This window comes from Phytobacter cepae, from assembly GCF_054165735.1.
Window position 1 is genome coordinate 592,253 of record NZ_CM135107.1, and the last position, 16,119, is coordinate 608,371.

Genomic DNA, 16,119 nt, shown 5'->3' on the forward strand with positions numbered 1-16,119 from the left:
TCCACCTATCCCATCAAACGTGGCGTTACCCAAAACAACAGCGCCAACCAAATGAAGAAGCCCATAAGCAGCAGAGCACCAAGAGCTCTGCCGGATTGCTGTTTGCGTCGCCAACAGGTGAAGGCAAAGATCACGCTAACCACCAGCATCACGCCATAGTCACGTGAGAAGGCGAGGGGGTTGAATACGCCCGGCGCAATCAGCGCAGGCAGCCCCAGAACCAGAGTGATATTGAAAATATTCGAGCCGATGATGTTGCCAATGGCAATATCGTCCTCACCCTTACGTGCCCCGGCAATGGCGGTGGCAAGCTCGGGCAGGCCCGTCCCAATAGCAATGACGGTCAGGCCAATCGTCAACTCACTCATGGCAAAATAGTTCGCCATTACGGTCGCGTTATCTACCACCATCCTTGTGGCCATGGGCATGATAATTAATGCTACGCCGAGCCACAAGAACGCCACCGACAAGCTACCTTCTCGCGGTAGTTCAGCCAGTTGCTCGCGCGTCAGGCTATCATTGCCCTGACGCTCAGCAAGGCGGGCGATTTTAACAATGAACACCAGCCACAGCACGGCGAGAAGCAGTAAAAAGATGCCGTCAATCCAGCTCAGTTGCCCGTCGTAAAGCACCAGACCTGCCAGTACACTGGTTAACAACATTAGCGGCAACTCGCGACGTAAGATATCGGAATGCACGGTAAAGGGTTGCAAGAAGGCGGCGAGACCGAGAATTAAAAGAATGTTGGTGATATTGGAACCGATCGCCGTTCCGATGGCCAGATCAAGCTGACCGTGCATGGAGGCGGCGACAGAAACGATGATCTCCGGCAATGAGGTGCCAATACTCACTACCGTCATGCCAATCAGCAGAGGGGGAATACCCAAATTCCGGCACAAGATCGAGGCTGCGTACACAAGGCGATCGGCGCTGTAGACCACCAAAAGTAAACCAATTATTAATAGCGCCGTCGCTAAAAGCATCTAACGTCCTTTCTTGAGGTATAATCTGCCGGTCCGCAGGCTGCGATCGCCGGGAAATACCGGGAGTTTCGAGCGGCGTAAACAAGTCTTAATTTTGACTTTATGCGGCTCAAAAGTAAAACAAATGCCAGCTTTCGCTAACTCAAGCAGGTAATATTCTGTAAAAATGTTGGGTTCTTGATGTTATCGACCATGATGCACAACCCGACAGGGCTTATAAGGATGAAAGAATGAGCCAGACAGTGGCGAATCTCGTTGATATCCATGGCGTGAGTTTTTCACGGAGTAACCGTCTGATTTTTGACAATATTTCTCTGACGGTGCCACGCGGAAAGATCACTGCGATCATGGGGCCGTCAGGGATCGGCAAAACAACGCTATTACGCCTTATCGGTGGTCAGATTCCTCCAGATAAAGGTGAGATCCTCTTCGACGGTGAAAACATACCCGAGATGAGTCGATCCCGACTGTTCACCGTCCGTAAAAGAATGAGTATGTTGTTTCAATCCGGTGCGCTCTTTACCGATCTCACGGTATTTGAAAACGTGGCTTACCCGTTGCGTGAACATACGAATTTACCTGAGCCGCTGCTGAAAAGTACGGTGATGATGAAGCTGGAAGCCGTTGGCTTGCGTGGCGCAGCCAAACTCATGCCTTCTGAACTTTCGGGGGGGATGGCGCGTCGTGCTGCGCTGGCTCGTGCTATCGCGCTGGAGCCGGATTTGATCATGTTCGACGAACCCTTCGTCGGCCAGGATCCGATCACGATGGGCGTGTTGGTCAAACTGATTTCCGAGCTGAACAGTGTGTTGGGCGTGACCTGCATTGTGGTCTCGCATGATGTGCCTGAAGTCCTGAGTATTGCTGATTATGCGTATATCGTGGCGGATAAAAAAATTGTTGCCCATGGCAGCGCACAGGGGCTGCAAGAGAACGGCGATCCTCGCGTTCGCCAGTTTCTTGACGGTATTGCCGATGGCCCGGTTCCTTTCCGCTATCCTGCCGGTGAGTATCAATTCGATTTATTAGAGACAGGGAGTTAAGCCACTCATGCTGCTACAAGCACTGGCGTCGCTCGGGCACCGCGGGATCAAAACGATCGCGACGTTTGGCCGCGCCGGTTTAATGCTATTTAACGCGATCGTCGGTAAGCCTGAATTCCGTAAGCATGCGCCTCTTCTGATGCGTCAGCTCTACCATGTGGGCGTCTTGTCGATGCTCATCATCCTGGTTTCTGGGGTGTTCATTGGTATGGTGCTTGGACTTCAAGGCTATCTGGTGCTTACGACCTACAGCGCTGAAACCAGCCTTGGCATGCTGGTTGCGCTATCCCTGTTGCGTGAGCTTGGGCCGGTTGTCGCGGCGTTACTCTATGCCGGCCGTGCAGGTTCGGCGCTGACGGCGGAAATCGGACTGATGCGGGCCACGGAGCAGCTTTCCAGCCTCGAGATGATGGCGGTTGATCCCTTACGTCGCGTCATCGCGCCACGTTTTTGGGCCGGCGTCATCTCGCTTCCGCTGCTAACAATCATTTTTGTTGCCGTAGGCATTTGGGGCGGCTCACTGGTGGGTGTGAACTGGAAAGGAATCGATTCGGGATTCTTCTGGTCGGCCATGCAGGATGCTGTCGACTTGCGTCTGGATCTGATTAACTGTCTGATTAAAAGTGTGGTGTTCGCTATCACCGTGACCTGGATTGCCTTATTTAACGGTTACGATGCGATTCCGACTTCTGCCGGGATTAGCCGGGCGACAACACGTACCGTTGTGCACGCTTCATTGGCCGTACTCGGCCTTGATTTTGTGCTCACCGCATTGATGTTTGGGAATTGAGTTCATGCAAACGAAAAAAAGTGAAATTTGGGTTGGCATTTTTGTTCTGGTGGCACTGCTTGCCGCGCTCTTCATTTGTCTGAAAGCGGCGGATGTGGCTTCGATGCGTACAGAGCCAACTTACCGTATTTACGCTACCTTCGATAATATCGGTGGTCTTAAAGCACGCTCACCGGTCCGTATTGGTGGGGTCGTGGTGGGCCGTGTCGCCGACATTGAGCTTGATGCAAAGACCTATCTGCCGCGCGTTGCGCTGGACATTGAAGAGCGTTACAACCAGATCCCGGATACCAGTTCATTAGCTATTCGCACCTCTGGACTGCTGGGTGAGCAATATCTCGCACTGAATGTTGGTTTTGAGGATCCTGAGCTGGGAACTTCTATGCTTAAAGAAGGCAGCACTATCCAGGATACCAAGTCCGCTATGGTTCTTGAGGATCTTATCGGACAATTCCTTTACAGCAGTAAGGGAAGCGACAATAAGAATTCCGGCGATGCGCAGCCGCAGCAGCAGGATGATACTTCCAGCGCACCGTCAGCTGGTTCGACGAATTAACGAGGAGAATTGACGCATGTTTAAACGTCTATTAATGGTGGCCATGCTGGTTATCGCCCCCCTGGGCCTTGCCAACGCAGTAGAGCAGAGCAATCCCTATAAAGCGATGCAGGAAGCGGCGCAAAAGACTTTCGATCGTCTTAAAAATGAGCAGCCTAAAATTCGTTCCAACCCCGATTATCTGCGTGAGATCGTCGATCAGGAATTGCTGCCTTACGTGCAGGTGAAGTATGCCGGTGCTTTGGTGCTGGGGCGTTACTATAAAGACGCCACGCCGGCGCAGCGTGAAGCTTATTTCGCTGCCTTCCGTGAATACCTGAAGCAGGCTTATGGCCAGGCGCTGGCTCTGTATCACGGTCAGGGCTACCAGATTGCCCCTGAAAAGCCGCTGGGCGATGCGACGATTGTCCCGATTCGTGTCACCATTACCGACCCGAATGGCCGCCCGCCTGTCCGTCTTGATTTCCAGTGGCGTAAAAATAGTCAGTCTGGCAATTGGCAGGCCTACGATATGATCGCCGAAGGCGTCAGTATGATCACCACCAAGCAGAATGAGTGGAGCGACCTGCTGCGCACAAAAGGCATTGATGGCCTGACAGCTCAGCTGCAGTCTATTTCCCGCCAGAAAATTACGCTGGATGAGAAAAAATAATGGCTGTTCAGCTTAGCTGGACGCGCGAAGGCGATCGACTGGCACTACAGGGTGAACTCGATCAGGACGTGCTAAATCCATTATGGGACACGCGCGTTGAGGCGATGAAGGGCGTGCACTGCATCGACCTTCAGGGGATTACCCGCATTGATACGGCTGGCGTTGCGTTGCTGATCCACCTTGTTGATTTGGGGAAAAAGCAAGGGCATAAGGTTTCGCTTGAAGGTATCAGCGAAAATTTACGAACGCTTGCTGAGCTCTATAATTTGCCGGTTGAAGTATTGCCTCGCTAATTTTTTCAGTACGTTACTCTTAAAAGCCTCGTTTGATTTATCAGCGAGGCTTTTTGCTTATTTAAGACCGCCGCACTTTCCTCTAAGATGTGTGGCTGTTTTCACTATTAGATGAAATTAACGCCCATGGAAAATCATGAAATTCAGACAGTGCTGATGAATGCACTCTCTCTCCAGGAAGCCCACGTCTCTGGCGATGGCAGTCACTTTCAGGTTATTGCTGTGGGTGAGGTATTCGACGGGATGAGCCGCGTCAAGAAACAGCAGGCGGTTTATGGCCCTTTATCGGAATACATTGCGGATAACCGCATCCACGCTCTGTCGATCAAAGCATTTACGCCGCAGGAATGGGCGCGCGATCGCAAGCTAAACGGTTTTTGAGCTACGGGCCCAGGCCCGCAGCGCGTGTGAATTCTTAACAGAGAACAGATGAATGGATAAGTTTCGTGTACAGGGGCCGACCCGGCTCCAGGGCGAAGTCACAATTTCAGGCGCAAAAAACGCCGCGCTGCCTATCCTCTTTGCCGCTTTGCTGGCTGAAGAACCGGTAGAAATCCGCAACGTTCCGAAACTGAAAGACATCGACACTACCATGAAGTTACTCAGCCAGCTGGGTACCAAAGTGGAGCGTAATGGATCCGTCTGGATCGATGCGAGCAAGGTTGACGTTTTCTGTGCTCCCTATGACCTGGTGAAAACTATGCGTGCCTCTATCTGGGCGCTGGGTCCACTGGTGGCGCGTTTTGGTCAGGGTCAGGTTTCTCTGCCTGGCGGTTGTGCTATCGGCGCACGTCCGGTTGATTTGCATATCTCCGGTCTGGAGCAGCTCGGTGCTGAGATCAAACTGGAAGAAGGTTACGTTAAAGCGAGCGTTGCCGGACGTCTGAAAGGCGCGCATATCGTGATGGATAAAGTCAGCGTCGGTGCGACGGTGACTATTCTGTCTGCGGCTACCCTTGCAGAGGGAACGACCGTCATTGAAAACGCTGCGCGTGAACCGGAAATTGTTGATACCGCCAACTTCCTGAATGCGTTAGGAGCAAAAATCAGCGGTCAGGGTACCGACCGTATCACCATCCAGGGCGTTGAGCGTATTGGTGGTGGCACTTACAGCGTACTGCCGGATCGTATCGAAACCGGTACTTTCCTGGTGGCTGCGGCGATCTCTGGCGGCAAGATTGTATGCCGTAATGCTCAGCCTGATACGCTTGATGCCGTCCTGGCTAAACTGCGTGAAGCGGGTGCGGATATCGAAGTCGGCGAAGACTGGGTCAGCCTGGACATGCATGGCAAACGTCCAAAGGCTGTGACCGTACGTACCGCGCCACATCCGGCATTCCCGACCGACATGCAGGCCCAGTTCACGCTGCTTAACCTGGTCGCTGAAGGAACGGGTGTGATCACTGAAACGATTTTCGAAAACCGTTTCATGCACATTCCTGAACTGATCCGTATGGGCGCGCATGCGGAAATCGAGAGCAATACGGCCATTTGCTACGGCGTGGAAAAACTCTCCGGTGCGCAAGTTATGGCAACGGATCTGCGTGCCTCTGCGAGCCTGGTGCTGGCGGGTTGTATTGCGGAAGGGACCACGATTGTTGACCGTATCTATCACATCGACCGCGGCTATGAACGTATCGAAGATAAATTGCGTGCGCTTGGCGCAAATATCGAACGCGTAAAAGGCGAATAACTTTTTCCGTTTGCAAAAGCCCCTGCCAGGTCTGGTCAGGGGCTTTTTTATTTCTTATTTCACTCTTTTTTGCCGCATCATGCTGGTCCGGTCAATAAATTCATGTGTCACCGGATCGTGATAGCGTGAAGGCCAGATAACCCAAGGATCGGTATCCAGCGCACGGGCAATAATAAGCTCACCTTTGGGCCAGGAACGACTTAACGCATTTGCCAGCGTCGAAGACGACAGCCCATTTTTGCGTGATTCAGCCGCGAGTGATGTTCCTTTTTTGTGCAGACCTGCAATGATATCTGCGGTGTGCCAGTCGATAAATTTACCTTCCATTACTCCTCCCTGGTAACAAAACCTGTTCATACATGACAGTAAATAAGCACGCTTAATATACGCATATAAGAACGAAAGCTCTAAAAAGTTCATGTAAGGTTTTTTAACTTTAGGATTCTGCCAGGGCGGTGTTTAGGGGTTTTATAAACCAGTAGAGTATTTTTTGGAACTTATTGAAACTTTCCCGCCAGCAGCGGGAAAGTCAGGGGGAGAGATTAGTGATCGCGCTGAACGGCGATGTGGGCCAGTCCGATAAGCGCTTCACGCCATGGGGAGTCAGGGAGGATTTGCAACGCGCTAATCGCCTTGTCAGCCTCTTCCTCTGCACGCTGGCGCGTCCACTCAAGCGAACCGCATTCGGCCATAGCTTCCAGAACCGGTTCAAGCAGGTGACGCCCGTTTCCGTTCTCAATGGCTTCGCGAATCATACTCGCCTGTTCTGCATTGCCATGATGCATGGCATGAAGAAGCGGGAGGGTAGGTTTACCTTCGTTGAGGTCATCACCCGTATTTTTACCGAGTGTTTCGCCATCAGCGCTGTAATCCAGTAGATCATCAATCAACTGGAACGCCGTACCCAGATAGCGACCATAATCCTGTAAGGCTTTTTCTTGTGCAGGACTACACTCTGCGAGCATGCCTGAACACTGCGCTGCTGCTTCAAACAAACGCGCTGTTTTGCTGTAAATCACGCGCATGTAGTTTTCTTCGGTGATGTTCGGATCGTTGACGTTCATCAACTGCAGCACTTCACCTTCTGCAATAACGTTGACCGCCTCTGACATCACTTCCAGCACGCGTAATGAACCCAGGCTGGTCATCATTTGAAACGCACGGGTGTAGATAAAGTCACCCACCAAAACGCTGGCTGCATTGCCAAAGGCCGCGTTGGCCGTTGCTTTGCCACGACGCATATCAGACTCATCCACAACATCGTCATGCAGCAGCGTGGCGGTGTGGATAAATTCGATTAAGGCGGCAATAGTGACATGTGCATTACCTTCATAGCCCACTGCTCGCGCGGCAAGGACGGCGATCATCGGACGGATACGTTTACCGCCTCCGCTGACGATGTAATAACCCAACTGGTTGATTAGCTGAACATCCGAGTTGAGCTGCTGCAGGATTGTCGCATTAACACCCGCCATATCTTGCGCGGTTAACTCATTGATTTTTTCTAAATTCATCGCAAAAGCCGGGCTTTCAGTCCTGTTTACCACATATCAAAATGGGATAACGAAGGGTTACGGGTTAGAATAGTATTGCTGATTGTACTGAAAAAACGCGCCAGATAAACGTCGCCGTACACGTTGTGTTTTTTTTCTTCATGGAGTGATGCTAGCACTTGTCAAAGCCTCGCGTTTTGCGTAATATTCGCGCCCTATTGTGAATATTTATAGCGCGCTCTTAATCATTCATAAGGTGTGCGCAGAAGCGGAGTTTTTTATGTACGCGGTTTTCCAAAGTGGTGGTAAACAACACCGAGTAAGCGAAGGTCAGACCGTTCGCCTGGAAAAGCTGGACATCGCAACTGGCGAAACTATCGAGTTCGCTGAAGTTCTGATGATCGCAAACGGTGAAGAAGTCAAAATCGGCGTTCCTTTCGTTGATGGCGGCGTAATCAAAGCTGAAATCGTTGCTCACGGTCGTGGCGAGAAAGTTAAAATTGTTAAGTTTCGTCGTCGTAAACACTATCGTAAGCAGCAGGGCCATCGTCAGTGGTTCACTGATGTGAAAATCACTGGCATCAGCGCTTAAGACAGGGGAGCAGATTAAATGGCACATAAAAAGGCTGGCGGCTCGACTCGTAACGGTCGCGATTCAGAAGCTAAACGTCTGGGCGTAAAACGCTTTGGCGGCGAAACAGTTCTGGCTGGTAGCATCATCGTTCGTCAACGTGGTACTAAATTCCACGCTGGTTCTAACGTGGGTTGCGGCAAGGACCACACTCTGTTTGCTAAAGCAGACGGTAAAGTGAAATTCGAAGTTAAAGGCCCGAACAACCGTAAATACATCAGCATTGTTGCTGAGTAAGTTTTTCGTGGTCCGGTAACGGATTAAAGCCCCGCAACGTGTTGCGGGGCTTTTTACATTAAGAGTCCGGTGAAATTCTGACAGGGAATACGGGCATGAAACAGCAGGCAGGCATGGGTATTCTCCTGGCACTGACAACAGCGATGTGCTGGGGTGCATTGCCCATTGCGATGAAGCAGGTGCTGGAAGTGATGGAACCTCCTACGGTGGTGTTTTATCGCTTCTTAATGGCGGGTATAGGTCTTGGCACTATTTTAGCCTGTAAGCGTAAGCTTCCCCCATTGCGTATTTTCCGTAAGCCCAAATGGTTGCTTTTATTGGCAATCGCAACCGGCGGTTTGTTTGGGAACTTCATCCTTTTTAGTTCCTCCCTGCAATATCTGAGCCCAACTGCATCGCAGGTCATTGGGCAGCTTTCTCCGGTCGGGATGATGGTAGCCAGCGTCGTTATCCTGAAAGAGAAAATGCGCGGAACACAGATAGTGGGTGCGACAATGCTGCTTTGTGGGCTGTTGCTGTTTTTTAATACCAGCCTGATCGAAATTTTTACCCGACTGACCGATTACACATGGGGCGTCATCTTTGGCGTGGGCGCCGCAACGGTTTGGGTCAGCTATGGCGTTGCGCAGAAAGTTTTGTTGCGTCGTCTGGCCTCACAGCAGATCCTTTTTTTGCTGTACACTTTATGTACGATAGCGTTGTTGCCGCTGGCAAAACCGGACGTTGTCTTCCAACTGAGCAGTTGGCAGATGGCATGCCTGGTTTTTTGTGGTTTGAACACGCTGGTAGGTTACGGCGCGCTGGCGGAAGCCATGGCGCGCTGGCAGGCAGCGCAGGTGAGTGCGTTAATTACGCTGACTCCTCTGTTTACACTGCTATTTTCAGATTTATTATCAATGGCCTGGCCCGATTTTTTCGCCAGACCGATGTTAAACCTTATCGGTTATCTCGGTGCGTTTGTCGTGGTTGCGGGAGCGATGTATTCCGCCATTGGCCATCGTCTCTGGGGACGATGGCGTAAGCGTGAAGTGATCGTCACTATGCCCCGCTCAGGCGAATGAGTAACGGAGAGTAAAATGAAGTTTGTTGATGAAGCGACAATCCTGGTCGTGGCAGGTGATGGTGGCAATGGTTGCGTTAGCTTCCGTCGCGAAAAATATATTCCGCATGGCGGCCCTGATGGCGGCGACGGTGGTGATGGCGGTGACGTGTGGCTGGAAGCTGACGAAAACCTGAACACCCTGATCGACTACCGTTTTGAAAAATCCTTCCGTGCAGAGCGTGGCCAGAATGGCCAGGGTCGTGACTGTACCGGTAAGCGCGGAAAAGACGTGACCGTTAAAGTCCCTATGGGAACACGCGTCATCGATCAGGGCACCGGTGAGACCATGGGCGACATGACCAATCATGGTCAACGTCTGATGGTAGCCAAAGGTGGCTGGCATGGGCTGGGCAACACGCGCTTTAAATCCTCTGTCAACCGTACCCCGCGCCAAAAAACGATGGGTACACCCGGTGATAAACGCGAGCTGGCGTTGGAGCTGATGCTGCTGGCTGACGTGGGTATGCTCGGTATGCCGAATGCCGGTAAATCGACCTTCATCCGTGCTGTCTCGGCGGCAAAACCGAAAGTGGCGGATTATCCGTTTACTACCCTGGTGCCGAGCTTAGGTGTTGTTCGTATGGACAACGAAAAGAGCTTCGTGGTTGCCGATATTCCAGGCTTGATTGAAGGTGCTGCAGAAGGTGCCGGGCTGGGTATTCGCTTCCTGAAACACCTTGAGCGTTGTCGTGTTCTGCTGCACCTGATCGACATTGATCCGATTGATGGTTCAGATCCGGTTGAAAACGCGCGCATCATCATCGGTGAGCTGGAAAAATACAGCGAGCAGCTGGCGGCCAAACCTCGCTGGTTGGTTTTCAATAAAATCGACCTGATGGATAAAGAAACGGCACAGACCAAAGCGAAAGAAATTGCTGACGCTCTGGGTTGGGAAGGGGAGTTCTATTTGATCTCTGCAGCCAGCCACCAGGGTGTGAAAGATCTTTGCTGGGATGTGATGACCTTCATCATTGAGAATCCGGTCGAGAAAGCGCAGGAAGCGAAGCAGCCTGAGAAAGTCGAGTTCATGTGGGACGATTACCATCGTCAGCAGCTCGAAGAGGTTGAGGTTGAAGAAGACGATCTCGATGACGACGATTGGGACGAAGATGATGAAGAAGGCGTCGAATTCATCTACAAACGTTAAGTTAATCATCACCCTGCATTGAATATGCAGGGTGTCAGATTGAGAGCCGGGTAACAGTTTGACTGCTATCCGGCTTTTTTATTAGTTGTTCTGGTAGATGTCTTTATATAAACGGCTTTCGAAACGTACCAAAGGAATGCGACGATTACGCTGGTCTGCAGGCTCAACGGCATAGCCTGAGAGGTACTGCACGAAGGCCATCCTCTGCCCGCTTGATGTCGTAATGAAACCCGCCAGGTTATAGACCCCCTGTAACGAGCCCGTCTTCGCTGAAACCTTACCGTCTACACCTGCTTCATGCAGCCCGGCACGGTATTGCAGCGAGCCATCATGACCCGCCAGCGGCAGCATAGATATGTAGTTGAGTTCACTGTCGTGTTGCGCGATGTATTGCAACACTTGCATCATTGTGGAAGGGGCAATCAGGTTATGACGAGATAACCCGGAGCCATCAGCAATAATGGTATTGCCAATATCCACACCGGCCTGCTGACGCAAAATCTGTCTGACCGCATCAGAACCGGCTCGCCAGGTACCGGGAACGCCAAAACGGGCGTGACCAATCATTCGGAAAACCGTATCGGCAATCATGTTGTCCGATTTTTTCAACATCGTTTTGAGTAAATCATGCAGTGGCGCTGATTGCGTTGTTGCAATCACGGTTCCCGGCTCATTGACTAACGTCTGGCGTAACAGTGTGCCGGAATAGCTGATGCCGGCGTCTGCGAGCTCAGCCTTAAGAATTGCGCCCGCATAGCTGGCACCGTCCTGAATGGCGAACGCCAAAGGCAGCGGCTCAGCGCGTTGCGGCAGGCACCCTGTTAACGTGAAGCGATTTAAGTCGCCAGGCACCACGTCCAGCTCACAATACTGAGCTTCTGAAGAGCCGCGCGCGAGGGTCCGCACCTGGCTGAACATATTGACCGGATAGTAGGAAGCGACGCGGATATACGCCAGGTCTCCCGCTTTTTGTGCGCTGTATAACGAAATGGAAAAACAGTTACGATCGATGATGGCAGCGGCTGGTGGGGCACTGAAACATTGCGTCATGTCATTCCAGGGCCAGCCGGGTGCCTTATCATGGCTGGCAAAGACAGAGGTGTCGATAAGCACATTGCCATCGATTTTCTCTATCCCGGATTTTTTTAATGTCGCCACCATATTGCGGATATTCTGGCGTTTTAACGTTGGATCGCCGCCAAATCGTGCGATAAGATCGCCTTTGAGCACGCCGCTATTTACCGTGCCTTTGGTTTCCAGGGTGGTGGTAAAACGAAAATCGGGACCCAGTTGCAAGAGCGCGGCCAACGCCGTGATCACCTTTTGCGTACTGGCCGGCAGCGCCATTTGATTGGCGTGATAATCAATCTCCGGCCCCTGAGCACCCACTTTCTGTACCATCAACGCAAGATTTGCACCGTCAGGCAACTGGTTAATGTATTCGTCGACATTCGCGGCCTGAACATTCAGGGCTATACTCGTGGTCAATCCGATGATAAATCTGGAAAATCGCATAATCTCGCGCTAACAACCTGGAAACAAGCCGTCATACTACGGTGCATCGACCCGGAAAGTAAACGATGACCCATAGTGAACTTCCGGTTAAAATGCGTATCAAATTGAAAAATTGCCGCTGACCTGGAGCTTTGTCTCCGGGTCAGTTTTCTATTGCTTCTGACCCGGGGCAGCGTCCTTTTTTGGTCAGACATAGCAACCGGGGCGGAAGAACTGCTCCCTACAGGAATGTTTAAGAGGTATATAAATGCAAGCTATTCCGATGACTTTACGCGGTGCCGAAAAACTTCGTGAAGAGCTGGACCATCTGAAGTCCGTGCGTCGCCCTGTAATCATTGCCGCCATTGCGGAAGCGCGCGAACACGGCGATTTGAAAGAAAATGCTGAATATCACGCGGCGCGTGAGCAGCAGGGTTTTTGCGAAGGGCGTATCAAAGACATCGAAGCCAAGCTGTCAAACGCACAGGTCATTGATATTTCGAAAATCCCGAACAATGGCCGCGTTATTTTTGGTTCTACCGTCACCGTGCTCAATCTCGACAATGATGAAGAGCAAACCTACCGTATTGTGGGTGACGATGAGGCTGATTTTAAGCAGAATCTGATCTCGGTAAATTCACCGATCGCGCGTGGCCTGGTCGGCAAAGAACAGGATGATGTGGTCAACATTCGCACCCCTGGCGGTGATGTCGAATTTGAAATTATCAAAGTGGAATACGTGTAATTTCTTCGCAAAACACGATTGTTGACGTATTGTAAAGAAAAGAAAAAGGCCGCACTGCGGCCTTTTAACAACTCCTTGAGCATGGCATTTTGCTCGTCTACTAGCGAAAACCCCTCGTTTTACACAGATTTTGTGTTCAATTAAGGATATCCTTAGCGCGGTAGCGAGATTTTGCGCTCTTTAGACGGACGATAAAGCACCAGCGTTTTACCGATGACCTGTACATTACAGGCGCCGGTTTCGCGCACGATGGCTTCCACGATCAAGGTTTTATTCTCGCGGTCTTCGGTAGCGATTTTGACCTTGATAAGTTCATGGTGCTCTAACGCTTGTTCGATCTCGGCCAGCACCCCTTCGGTCAAACCATTGTTGCCAAGCATAACGACCGGCTTGAGCGGATGTGCCAGACCTTTCAGGTGCTGTTTTTGTTTAGTACTAAGATTCATCGTATATTTTGCTTACGTTGGGATTGAAAACGGGTCATTCTACCGCCATCTCCCTTATATCACCAAATCGCTGCGTGGAATTTTACGTTGCTGTATATGATGAACCCGGACGGAATGTTAAATGACAGGTAAAAAGCGTTCTGCCAGCTCGAGTCGCTGGCTTCAGGAACACTTTAGCGATAAATATGTTCAAGAGGCACAGAAAAAGGGGTTACGTTCCCGTGCCTGGTTTAAACTTGATGAAATACAGCAAAGTGACAAACTCTTTAAGCCGGGAATGACCGTTGTCGATCTCGGTGCTGCGCCCGGCGGTTGGTCTCAATATGCCGTGACGCAAATTGGTGGGAGCGGCCGTATCATCGCTTGCGATCTTTTACCTATGGATCCAATTGTTGGTGTGGACTTCCTCCAGGGCGATTTTCGTGATGAATTAGTCCTGAAAGCGTTACTGGATCGTGTCGGTGACAGCAAAGTGCAAGTTGTCATGTCTGATATGGCACCCAATATGAGTGGTACCCCGGCAGTTGATATTCCCCGGTCGATGTACCTGGTTGAACTGGCACTGGGAATGTGTAGGGATGTGCTGGCACCAGGCGGTAGTTTTTTAGTGAAAGTGTTTCAGGGCGAAGGTTTTGATGAGTACCTAAGAGAAATTCGCTCTCTGTTTACGAAGGTGAAAGTTCGTAAACCGGACTCTTCTCGTGCCCGTTCACGCGAAGTGTACATTGTAGCGACCGGGCGAAAACTATAGTAACCTGACGCTGTTTTTAACACAGTTGTAATATGAGGTTAATCCCTTGAGTGACATGGCGAAAAACCTAATACTCTGGCTGGTCATTGCCGTCGTGCTGATGTCAGTATTCCAGAGCTTTGGGCCCAGCGAGTCTAATGGCCGTAAGGTGGATTACTCTACCTTCCTGCAAGAGGTCAATCAGGATCAGGTTCGCGAAGCGCGTATCAACGGACGTGAGATCAACGTTACCAAGAAAGATAGTAACCGTTACACGACTTACATCCCGGTGAACGATCCGAAACTGCTCGATAACCTGTTGACCAAAAACGTCAAAGTGGTTGGCGAGCCGCCGGAAGAACCTAGCCTGCTGGCTTCCATCTTCATTTCCTGGTTCCCGATGCTGTTGCTGATTGGGGTCTGGATATTCTTCATGCGCCAAATGCAGGGCGGTGGTGGCAAAGGTGCCATGTCGTTCGGTAAGAGCAAGGCGCGTATGCTCACTGAAGATCAGATCAAAACCACTTTTGCTGACGTTGCGGGTTGTGACGAAGCGAAAGAAGAGGTGGGTGAACTGGTTGAATACCTGCGTGAGCCAAGCCGCTTCCAGAAACTCGGGGGTAAAATCCCGAAAGGCGTTCTGATGGTCGGCCCTCCAGGTACCGGTAAAACGCTGCTGGCAAAAGCAATTGCTGGTGAAGCAAAAGTACCGTTCTTCACCATTTCCGGTTCAGACTTCGTTGAAATGTTCGTTGGTGTCGGCGCCTCCCGTGTGCGCGACATGTTCGAACAAGCGAAGAAAGCAGCACCCTGCATCATCTTTATCGATGAAATCGATGCCGTAGGCCGCCAGCGTGGCGCAGGCCTGGGCGGTGGTCACGATGAGCGTGAGCAGACGCTGAACCAGATGCTGGTTGAGATGGATGGCTTCGAAGGTAATGAAGGCATTATCGTTATCGCGGCAACTAACCGCCCGGATGTTCTTGACCCTGCGTTGCTGCGTCCTGGTCGTTTCGACCGTCAGGTTGTTGTTGGGCTGCCGGATGTGCGCGGTCGTGAGCAAATCCTGAAAGTGCATATGCGCCGTGTTCCCCTGTCTCCGGACATCGATGCGGCGATCATTGCGCGCGGTACGCCGGGCTTCTCCGGTGCTGACCTGGCAAACCTGGTCAACGAAGCTGCACTGTTTGCTGCCCGTGGTAACAAACGCGTTGTTTCGATGGTTGAATTCGAGAAAGCGAAAGATAAAATCATGATGGGTGCGGAACGTCGCTCCATGGTGATGACGGAAGCGCAGAAAGAATCTACTGCTTATCATGAAGCAGGCCATGCGATTATCGGTCGTCTTGTTCCGTCTCATGATCCGGTTCATAAAGTCACGATTATCCCGCGCGGTCGTGCGCTGGGCGTGACCTTCTTCCTGCCGGAAGGGGATGCGATCAGCGCAAGCCGTCAGAAACTGGAAAGCCAGATCTCCACCCTGTACGGCGGTCGCCTTGCAGAAGAGATCATTTACGGCGTTGACCAGGTCTCGACCGGTGCGTCTAACGACATCAAAGTGGCCACAAATCTGGCACGCAACATGGTGACCCAGTGGGGCTACTCTGACAAACTCGGTCCGTTGTTGTATGCGGAAGAAGAAGGCGAAGTCTTCCTGGGCCGTAGCGTCGCGAAAGCGAAGCACATGTCAGATGAAACTGCTCGCATCATTGACCAGGAAGTGAAAGCGTTAATCGAGCGCAATTACGAGCGTGCTCGCACTATTCTGGGCGAAAATATGGACATTCTTCATGCGATGAAAGACGCGCTGATGAAGTATGAAACCATTGATGCTCCGCAAATTGACGATCTGATGGCGCGCCGTGATGTACGTCCGCCAGCTGGCTGGGAAGATCCAGGCACAAGCAATTCTGACAGTAATGGTACCCCTCGTGCGCCACGTCCGGTTGATGAACCACGTACGCCGAATCCAGGTAACACCATGTCAGAACAGCTGGGTGATAAATAAGTTACCCGCTGTTGATGATCGGTTCTGCTGATGAAACCCCGGGGCGTATGCTCCGGGGTTTTTCTTTTTGACTCTC

Annotated in this window: 19 protein-coding genes; 14 read left to right on the forward strand and 5 right to left on the reverse strand. The window is 51.4% G+C overall.

Annotated features, from left to right (window positions below):
* Positions 1-5 precede the first annotated feature (5 nt).
* A complete protein-coding gene (locus ACUY4Q_RS02850; protein ID WP_458045598.1) occupies positions 6-983 on the reverse strand; it encodes a calcium/sodium antiporter in 978 nt (325 codons plus the stop codon).
* A gap of 230 nt (positions 984-1,213) precedes the next feature.
* On the opposite strand from ACUY4Q_RS02850, the gene mlaF reads away from it, so the two are divergent.
* The 7 genes from mlaF to murA all read left to right on the forward strand — a co-directional run bounded on the left by mlaF (position 1,214) and on the right by murA (position 6,010).
* Positions 1,214-2,026 (forward strand): phospholipid ABC transporter ATP-binding protein MlaF, encoded by an 813-nt coding sequence (gene mlaF / locus ACUY4Q_RS02855; RefSeq protein WP_458045599.1) that lies wholly within the window; start codon positions 1,214-1,216, stop codon positions 2,024-2,026.
* A gap of 7 nt (positions 2,027-2,033) precedes the next feature.
* Positions 2,034-2,816: a lipid asymmetry maintenance ABC transporter permease subunit MlaE gene (gene mlaE, locus ACUY4Q_RS02860; protein WP_458045600.1), complete on the forward strand. Its 783-nt coding sequence runs from the start codon at positions 2,034-2,036 to the stop codon at positions 2,814-2,816.
* A gap of 4 nt (positions 2,817-2,820) precedes the next feature.
* Positions 2,821-3,372, forward strand: a complete 552-nt coding sequence (mlaD, locus tag ACUY4Q_RS02865) for an outer membrane lipid asymmetry maintenance protein MlaD (protein WP_458045601.1) — start codon at positions 2,821-2,823, stop codon at positions 3,370-3,372.
* Positions 3,373-3,388: 16 nt separating this feature from the next.
* Positions 3,389-4,024, forward strand: a complete 636-nt coding sequence (gene mlaC, locus ACUY4Q_RS02870) for a phospholipid-binding protein MlaC (protein WP_458045602.1) — start codon at positions 3,389-3,391, stop codon at positions 4,022-4,024.
* A complete protein-coding gene (mlaB, locus tag ACUY4Q_RS02875; RefSeq protein ID WP_458045603.1) occupies positions 4,024-4,317 on the forward strand; it encodes a lipid asymmetry maintenance protein MlaB in 294 nt (97 codons plus the stop codon). Before mlaC ends, mlaB begins: the two co-directional genes overlap by 1 nt.
* A gap of 126 nt (positions 4,318-4,443) precedes the next feature.
* Complete coding sequence (gene ibaG / locus ACUY4Q_RS02880) at positions 4,444-4,698, forward strand: BolA family iron metabolism protein IbaG (protein ID WP_458045604.1); 255 nt, start codon at positions 4,444-4,446, stop codon at positions 4,696-4,698.
* Positions 4,699-4,750: 52 nt separating this feature from the next.
* Positions 4,751-6,010 (forward strand): UDP-N-acetylglucosamine 1-carboxyvinyltransferase, encoded by a 1,260-nt coding sequence (murA, locus tag ACUY4Q_RS02885; RefSeq protein ID WP_458045605.1) that lies wholly within the window; start codon positions 4,751-4,753, stop codon positions 6,008-6,010.
* Positions 6,011-6,064: 54 nt separating this feature from the next.
* Here the strand turns inward: murA and sfsB are convergent, their stop codons facing one another.
* Both sfsB and ispB read right to left on the reverse strand, forming a co-directional pair.
* The gene (sfsB, locus tag ACUY4Q_RS02890) at positions 6,065-6,337 is read right to left on the reverse strand and encodes a DNA-binding transcriptional regulator SfsB (RefSeq protein ID WP_458045606.1); all 273 of its coding nucleotides are present in this window, start codon (positions 6,335-6,337) and stop codon (positions 6,065-6,067) included.
* A 215-nt stretch (positions 6,338-6,552) separates the two neighbouring features.
* Positions 6,553-7,524 carry an octaprenyl diphosphate synthase gene (ispB, locus tag ACUY4Q_RS02895; protein WP_458045607.1) on the reverse strand — a complete coding sequence of 324 codons (972 nt, stop codon included), beginning with the start codon at positions 7,522-7,524 and terminating at the stop codon, positions 6,553-6,555.
* 259 nt (positions 7,525-7,783) lie between these two features.
* Between ispB and rplU the strand changes: the two genes are divergently transcribed.
* The 4 genes from rplU (at position 7,784) to cgtA (ending at position 10,620) form a co-directional block, all read left to right on the forward strand.
* Positions 7,784-8,095, forward strand: a complete 312-nt coding sequence (rplU, locus tag ACUY4Q_RS02900; RefSeq protein WP_437431722.1) for a 50S ribosomal protein L21 — start codon at positions 7,784-7,786, stop codon at positions 8,093-8,095.
* Between the two features lie 18 nt (positions 8,096-8,113).
* Positions 8,114-8,371, forward strand: coding sequence for a 50S ribosomal protein L27 (rpmA, locus tag ACUY4Q_RS02905; protein ID WP_064541895.1), 258 nt, complete (start codon positions 8,114-8,116; stop codon positions 8,369-8,371).
* A 95-nt stretch (positions 8,372-8,466) separates the two neighbouring features.
* Positions 8,467-9,432, forward strand: coding sequence for a DMT family transporter (locus tag ACUY4Q_RS02910; RefSeq protein ID WP_458045608.1), 966 nt, complete (start codon positions 8,467-8,469; stop codon positions 9,430-9,432).
* A gap of 15 nt (positions 9,433-9,447) precedes the next feature.
* Entirely contained in the window at positions 9,448-10,620 is a 1,173-nt protein-coding gene (gene cgtA, locus ACUY4Q_RS02915) for an Obg family GTPase CgtA (RefSeq protein WP_458045609.1), read from the forward strand.
* A gap of 81 nt (positions 10,621-10,701) precedes the next feature.
* On the opposite strand, the gene dacB is transcribed toward cgtA, so the two are convergent.
* Positions 10,702-12,135: a serine-type D-Ala-D-Ala carboxypeptidase gene (gene dacB / locus ACUY4Q_RS02920; protein WP_458045610.1), complete on the reverse strand. Its 1,434-nt coding sequence runs from the start codon at positions 12,133-12,135 to the stop codon at positions 10,702-10,704.
* 247 nt (positions 12,136-12,382) lie between these two features.
* On the opposite strand from dacB, the gene greA reads away from it, so the two are divergent.
* Positions 12,383-12,859, forward strand: a complete 477-nt coding sequence (gene greA / locus ACUY4Q_RS02925; RefSeq protein WP_458045611.1) for a transcription elongation factor GreA — start codon at positions 12,383-12,385, stop codon at positions 12,857-12,859.
* A 152-nt stretch (positions 12,860-13,011) separates the two neighbouring features.
* On the opposite strand, the gene yhbY is transcribed toward greA, so the two are convergent.
* A complete protein-coding gene (gene yhbY / locus ACUY4Q_RS02930; RefSeq protein ID WP_458045612.1) occupies positions 13,012-13,305 on the reverse strand; it encodes a ribosome assembly RNA-binding protein YhbY in 294 nt (97 codons plus the stop codon).
* A gap of 121 nt (positions 13,306-13,426) precedes the next feature.
* On the opposite strand from yhbY, the gene rlmE reads away from it, so the two are divergent.
* Both rlmE and ftsH read left to right on the forward strand, forming a co-directional pair.
* Complete coding sequence (rlmE, locus tag ACUY4Q_RS02935) at positions 13,427-14,056, forward strand: 23S rRNA (uridine(2552)-2'-O)-methyltransferase RlmE (protein ID WP_458045613.1); 630 nt, start codon at positions 13,427-13,429, stop codon at positions 14,054-14,056.
* 55 nt (positions 14,057-14,111) lie between these two features.
* On the forward strand, positions 14,112-16,043 hold the full coding sequence (ftsH, locus tag ACUY4Q_RS02940) for an ATP-dependent zinc metalloprotease FtsH (RefSeq protein WP_458045614.1): 1,932 nt from the start codon (positions 14,112-14,114) through the stop codon (positions 16,041-16,043).
* Positions 16,044-16,119 lie beyond the last annotated feature (76 nt).

Excerpts from the sequence above, each read along its gene's own strand:
- dacB (WP_458045610.1), bottom strand. The coding sequence starts at position 12,135 with ATGCGATTTTCCAGATTTATCATCGGATTGACCACGAGTATAGCCCTG.
- ispB (WP_458045607.1), bottom strand. The coding sequence starts at position 7,524 with ATGAATTTAGAAAAAATCAATGAGTTAACCGCGCAAGATATGGCGGGT.
- rplU (WP_437431722.1), top strand. The coding sequence starts at position 7,784 with ATGTACGCGGTTTTCCAAAGTGGTGGTAAACAACACCGAGTAAGCGAA.
- rlmE (WP_458045613.1), top strand. The coding sequence starts at position 13,427 with ATGACAGGTAAAAAGCGTTCTGCCAGCTCGAGTCGCTGGCTTCAGGAA.
- ACUY4Q_RS02850 (WP_458045598.1), bottom strand. The coding sequence starts at position 983 with ATGCTTTTAGCGACGGCGCTATTAATAATTGGTTTACTTTTGGTGGTC.
- cgtA (WP_458045609.1), top strand. The coding sequence starts at position 9,448 with ATGAAGTTTGTTGATGAAGCGACAATCCTGGTCGTGGCAGGTGATGGT.
- murA (WP_458045605.1), top strand. The coding sequence starts at position 4,751 with ATGGATAAGTTTCGTGTACAGGGGCCGACCCGGCTCCAGGGCGAAGTC.
- mlaB (WP_458045603.1), top strand. The coding sequence starts at position 4,024 with ATGGCTGTTCAGCTTAGCTGGACGCGCGAAGGCGATCGACTGGCACTA.
- mlaC (WP_458045602.1), top strand. The coding sequence starts at position 3,389 with ATGTTTAAACGTCTATTAATGGTGGCCATGCTGGTTATCGCCCCCCTG.
- ibaG (WP_458045604.1), top strand. The coding sequence starts at position 4,444 with ATGGAAAATCATGAAATTCAGACAGTGCTGATGAATGCACTCTCTCTC.
- sfsB (WP_458045606.1), bottom strand. The coding sequence starts at position 6,337 with ATGGAAGGTAAATTTATCGACTGGCACACCGCAGATATCATTGCAGGT.
- ftsH (WP_458045614.1), top strand. The coding sequence starts at position 14,112 with ATGGCGAAAAACCTAATACTCTGGCTGGTCATTGCCGTCGTGCTGATG.
- mlaE (WP_458045600.1), top strand. The coding sequence starts at position 2,034 with ATGCTGCTACAAGCACTGGCGTCGCTCGGGCACCGCGGGATCAAAACG.
- yhbY (WP_458045612.1), bottom strand. The coding sequence starts at position 13,305 with ATGAATCTTAGTACTAAACAAAAACAGCACCTGAAAGGTCTGGCACAT.
- greA (WP_458045611.1), top strand. The coding sequence starts at position 12,383 with ATGCAAGCTATTCCGATGACTTTACGCGGTGCCGAAAAACTTCGTGAA.
- rpmA (WP_064541895.1), top strand. The coding sequence starts at position 8,114 with ATGGCACATAAAAAGGCTGGCGGCTCGACTCGTAACGGTCGCGATTCA.
- mlaF (WP_458045599.1), top strand. The coding sequence starts at position 1,214 with ATGAGCCAGACAGTGGCGAATCTCGTTGATATCCATGGCGTGAGTTTT.
- ACUY4Q_RS02910 (WP_458045608.1), top strand. The coding sequence starts at position 8,467 with ATGAAACAGCAGGCAGGCATGGGTATTCTCCTGGCACTGACAACAGCG.
- mlaD (WP_458045601.1), top strand. The coding sequence starts at position 2,821 with ATGCAAACGAAAAAAAGTGAAATTTGGGTTGGCATTTTTGTTCTGGTG.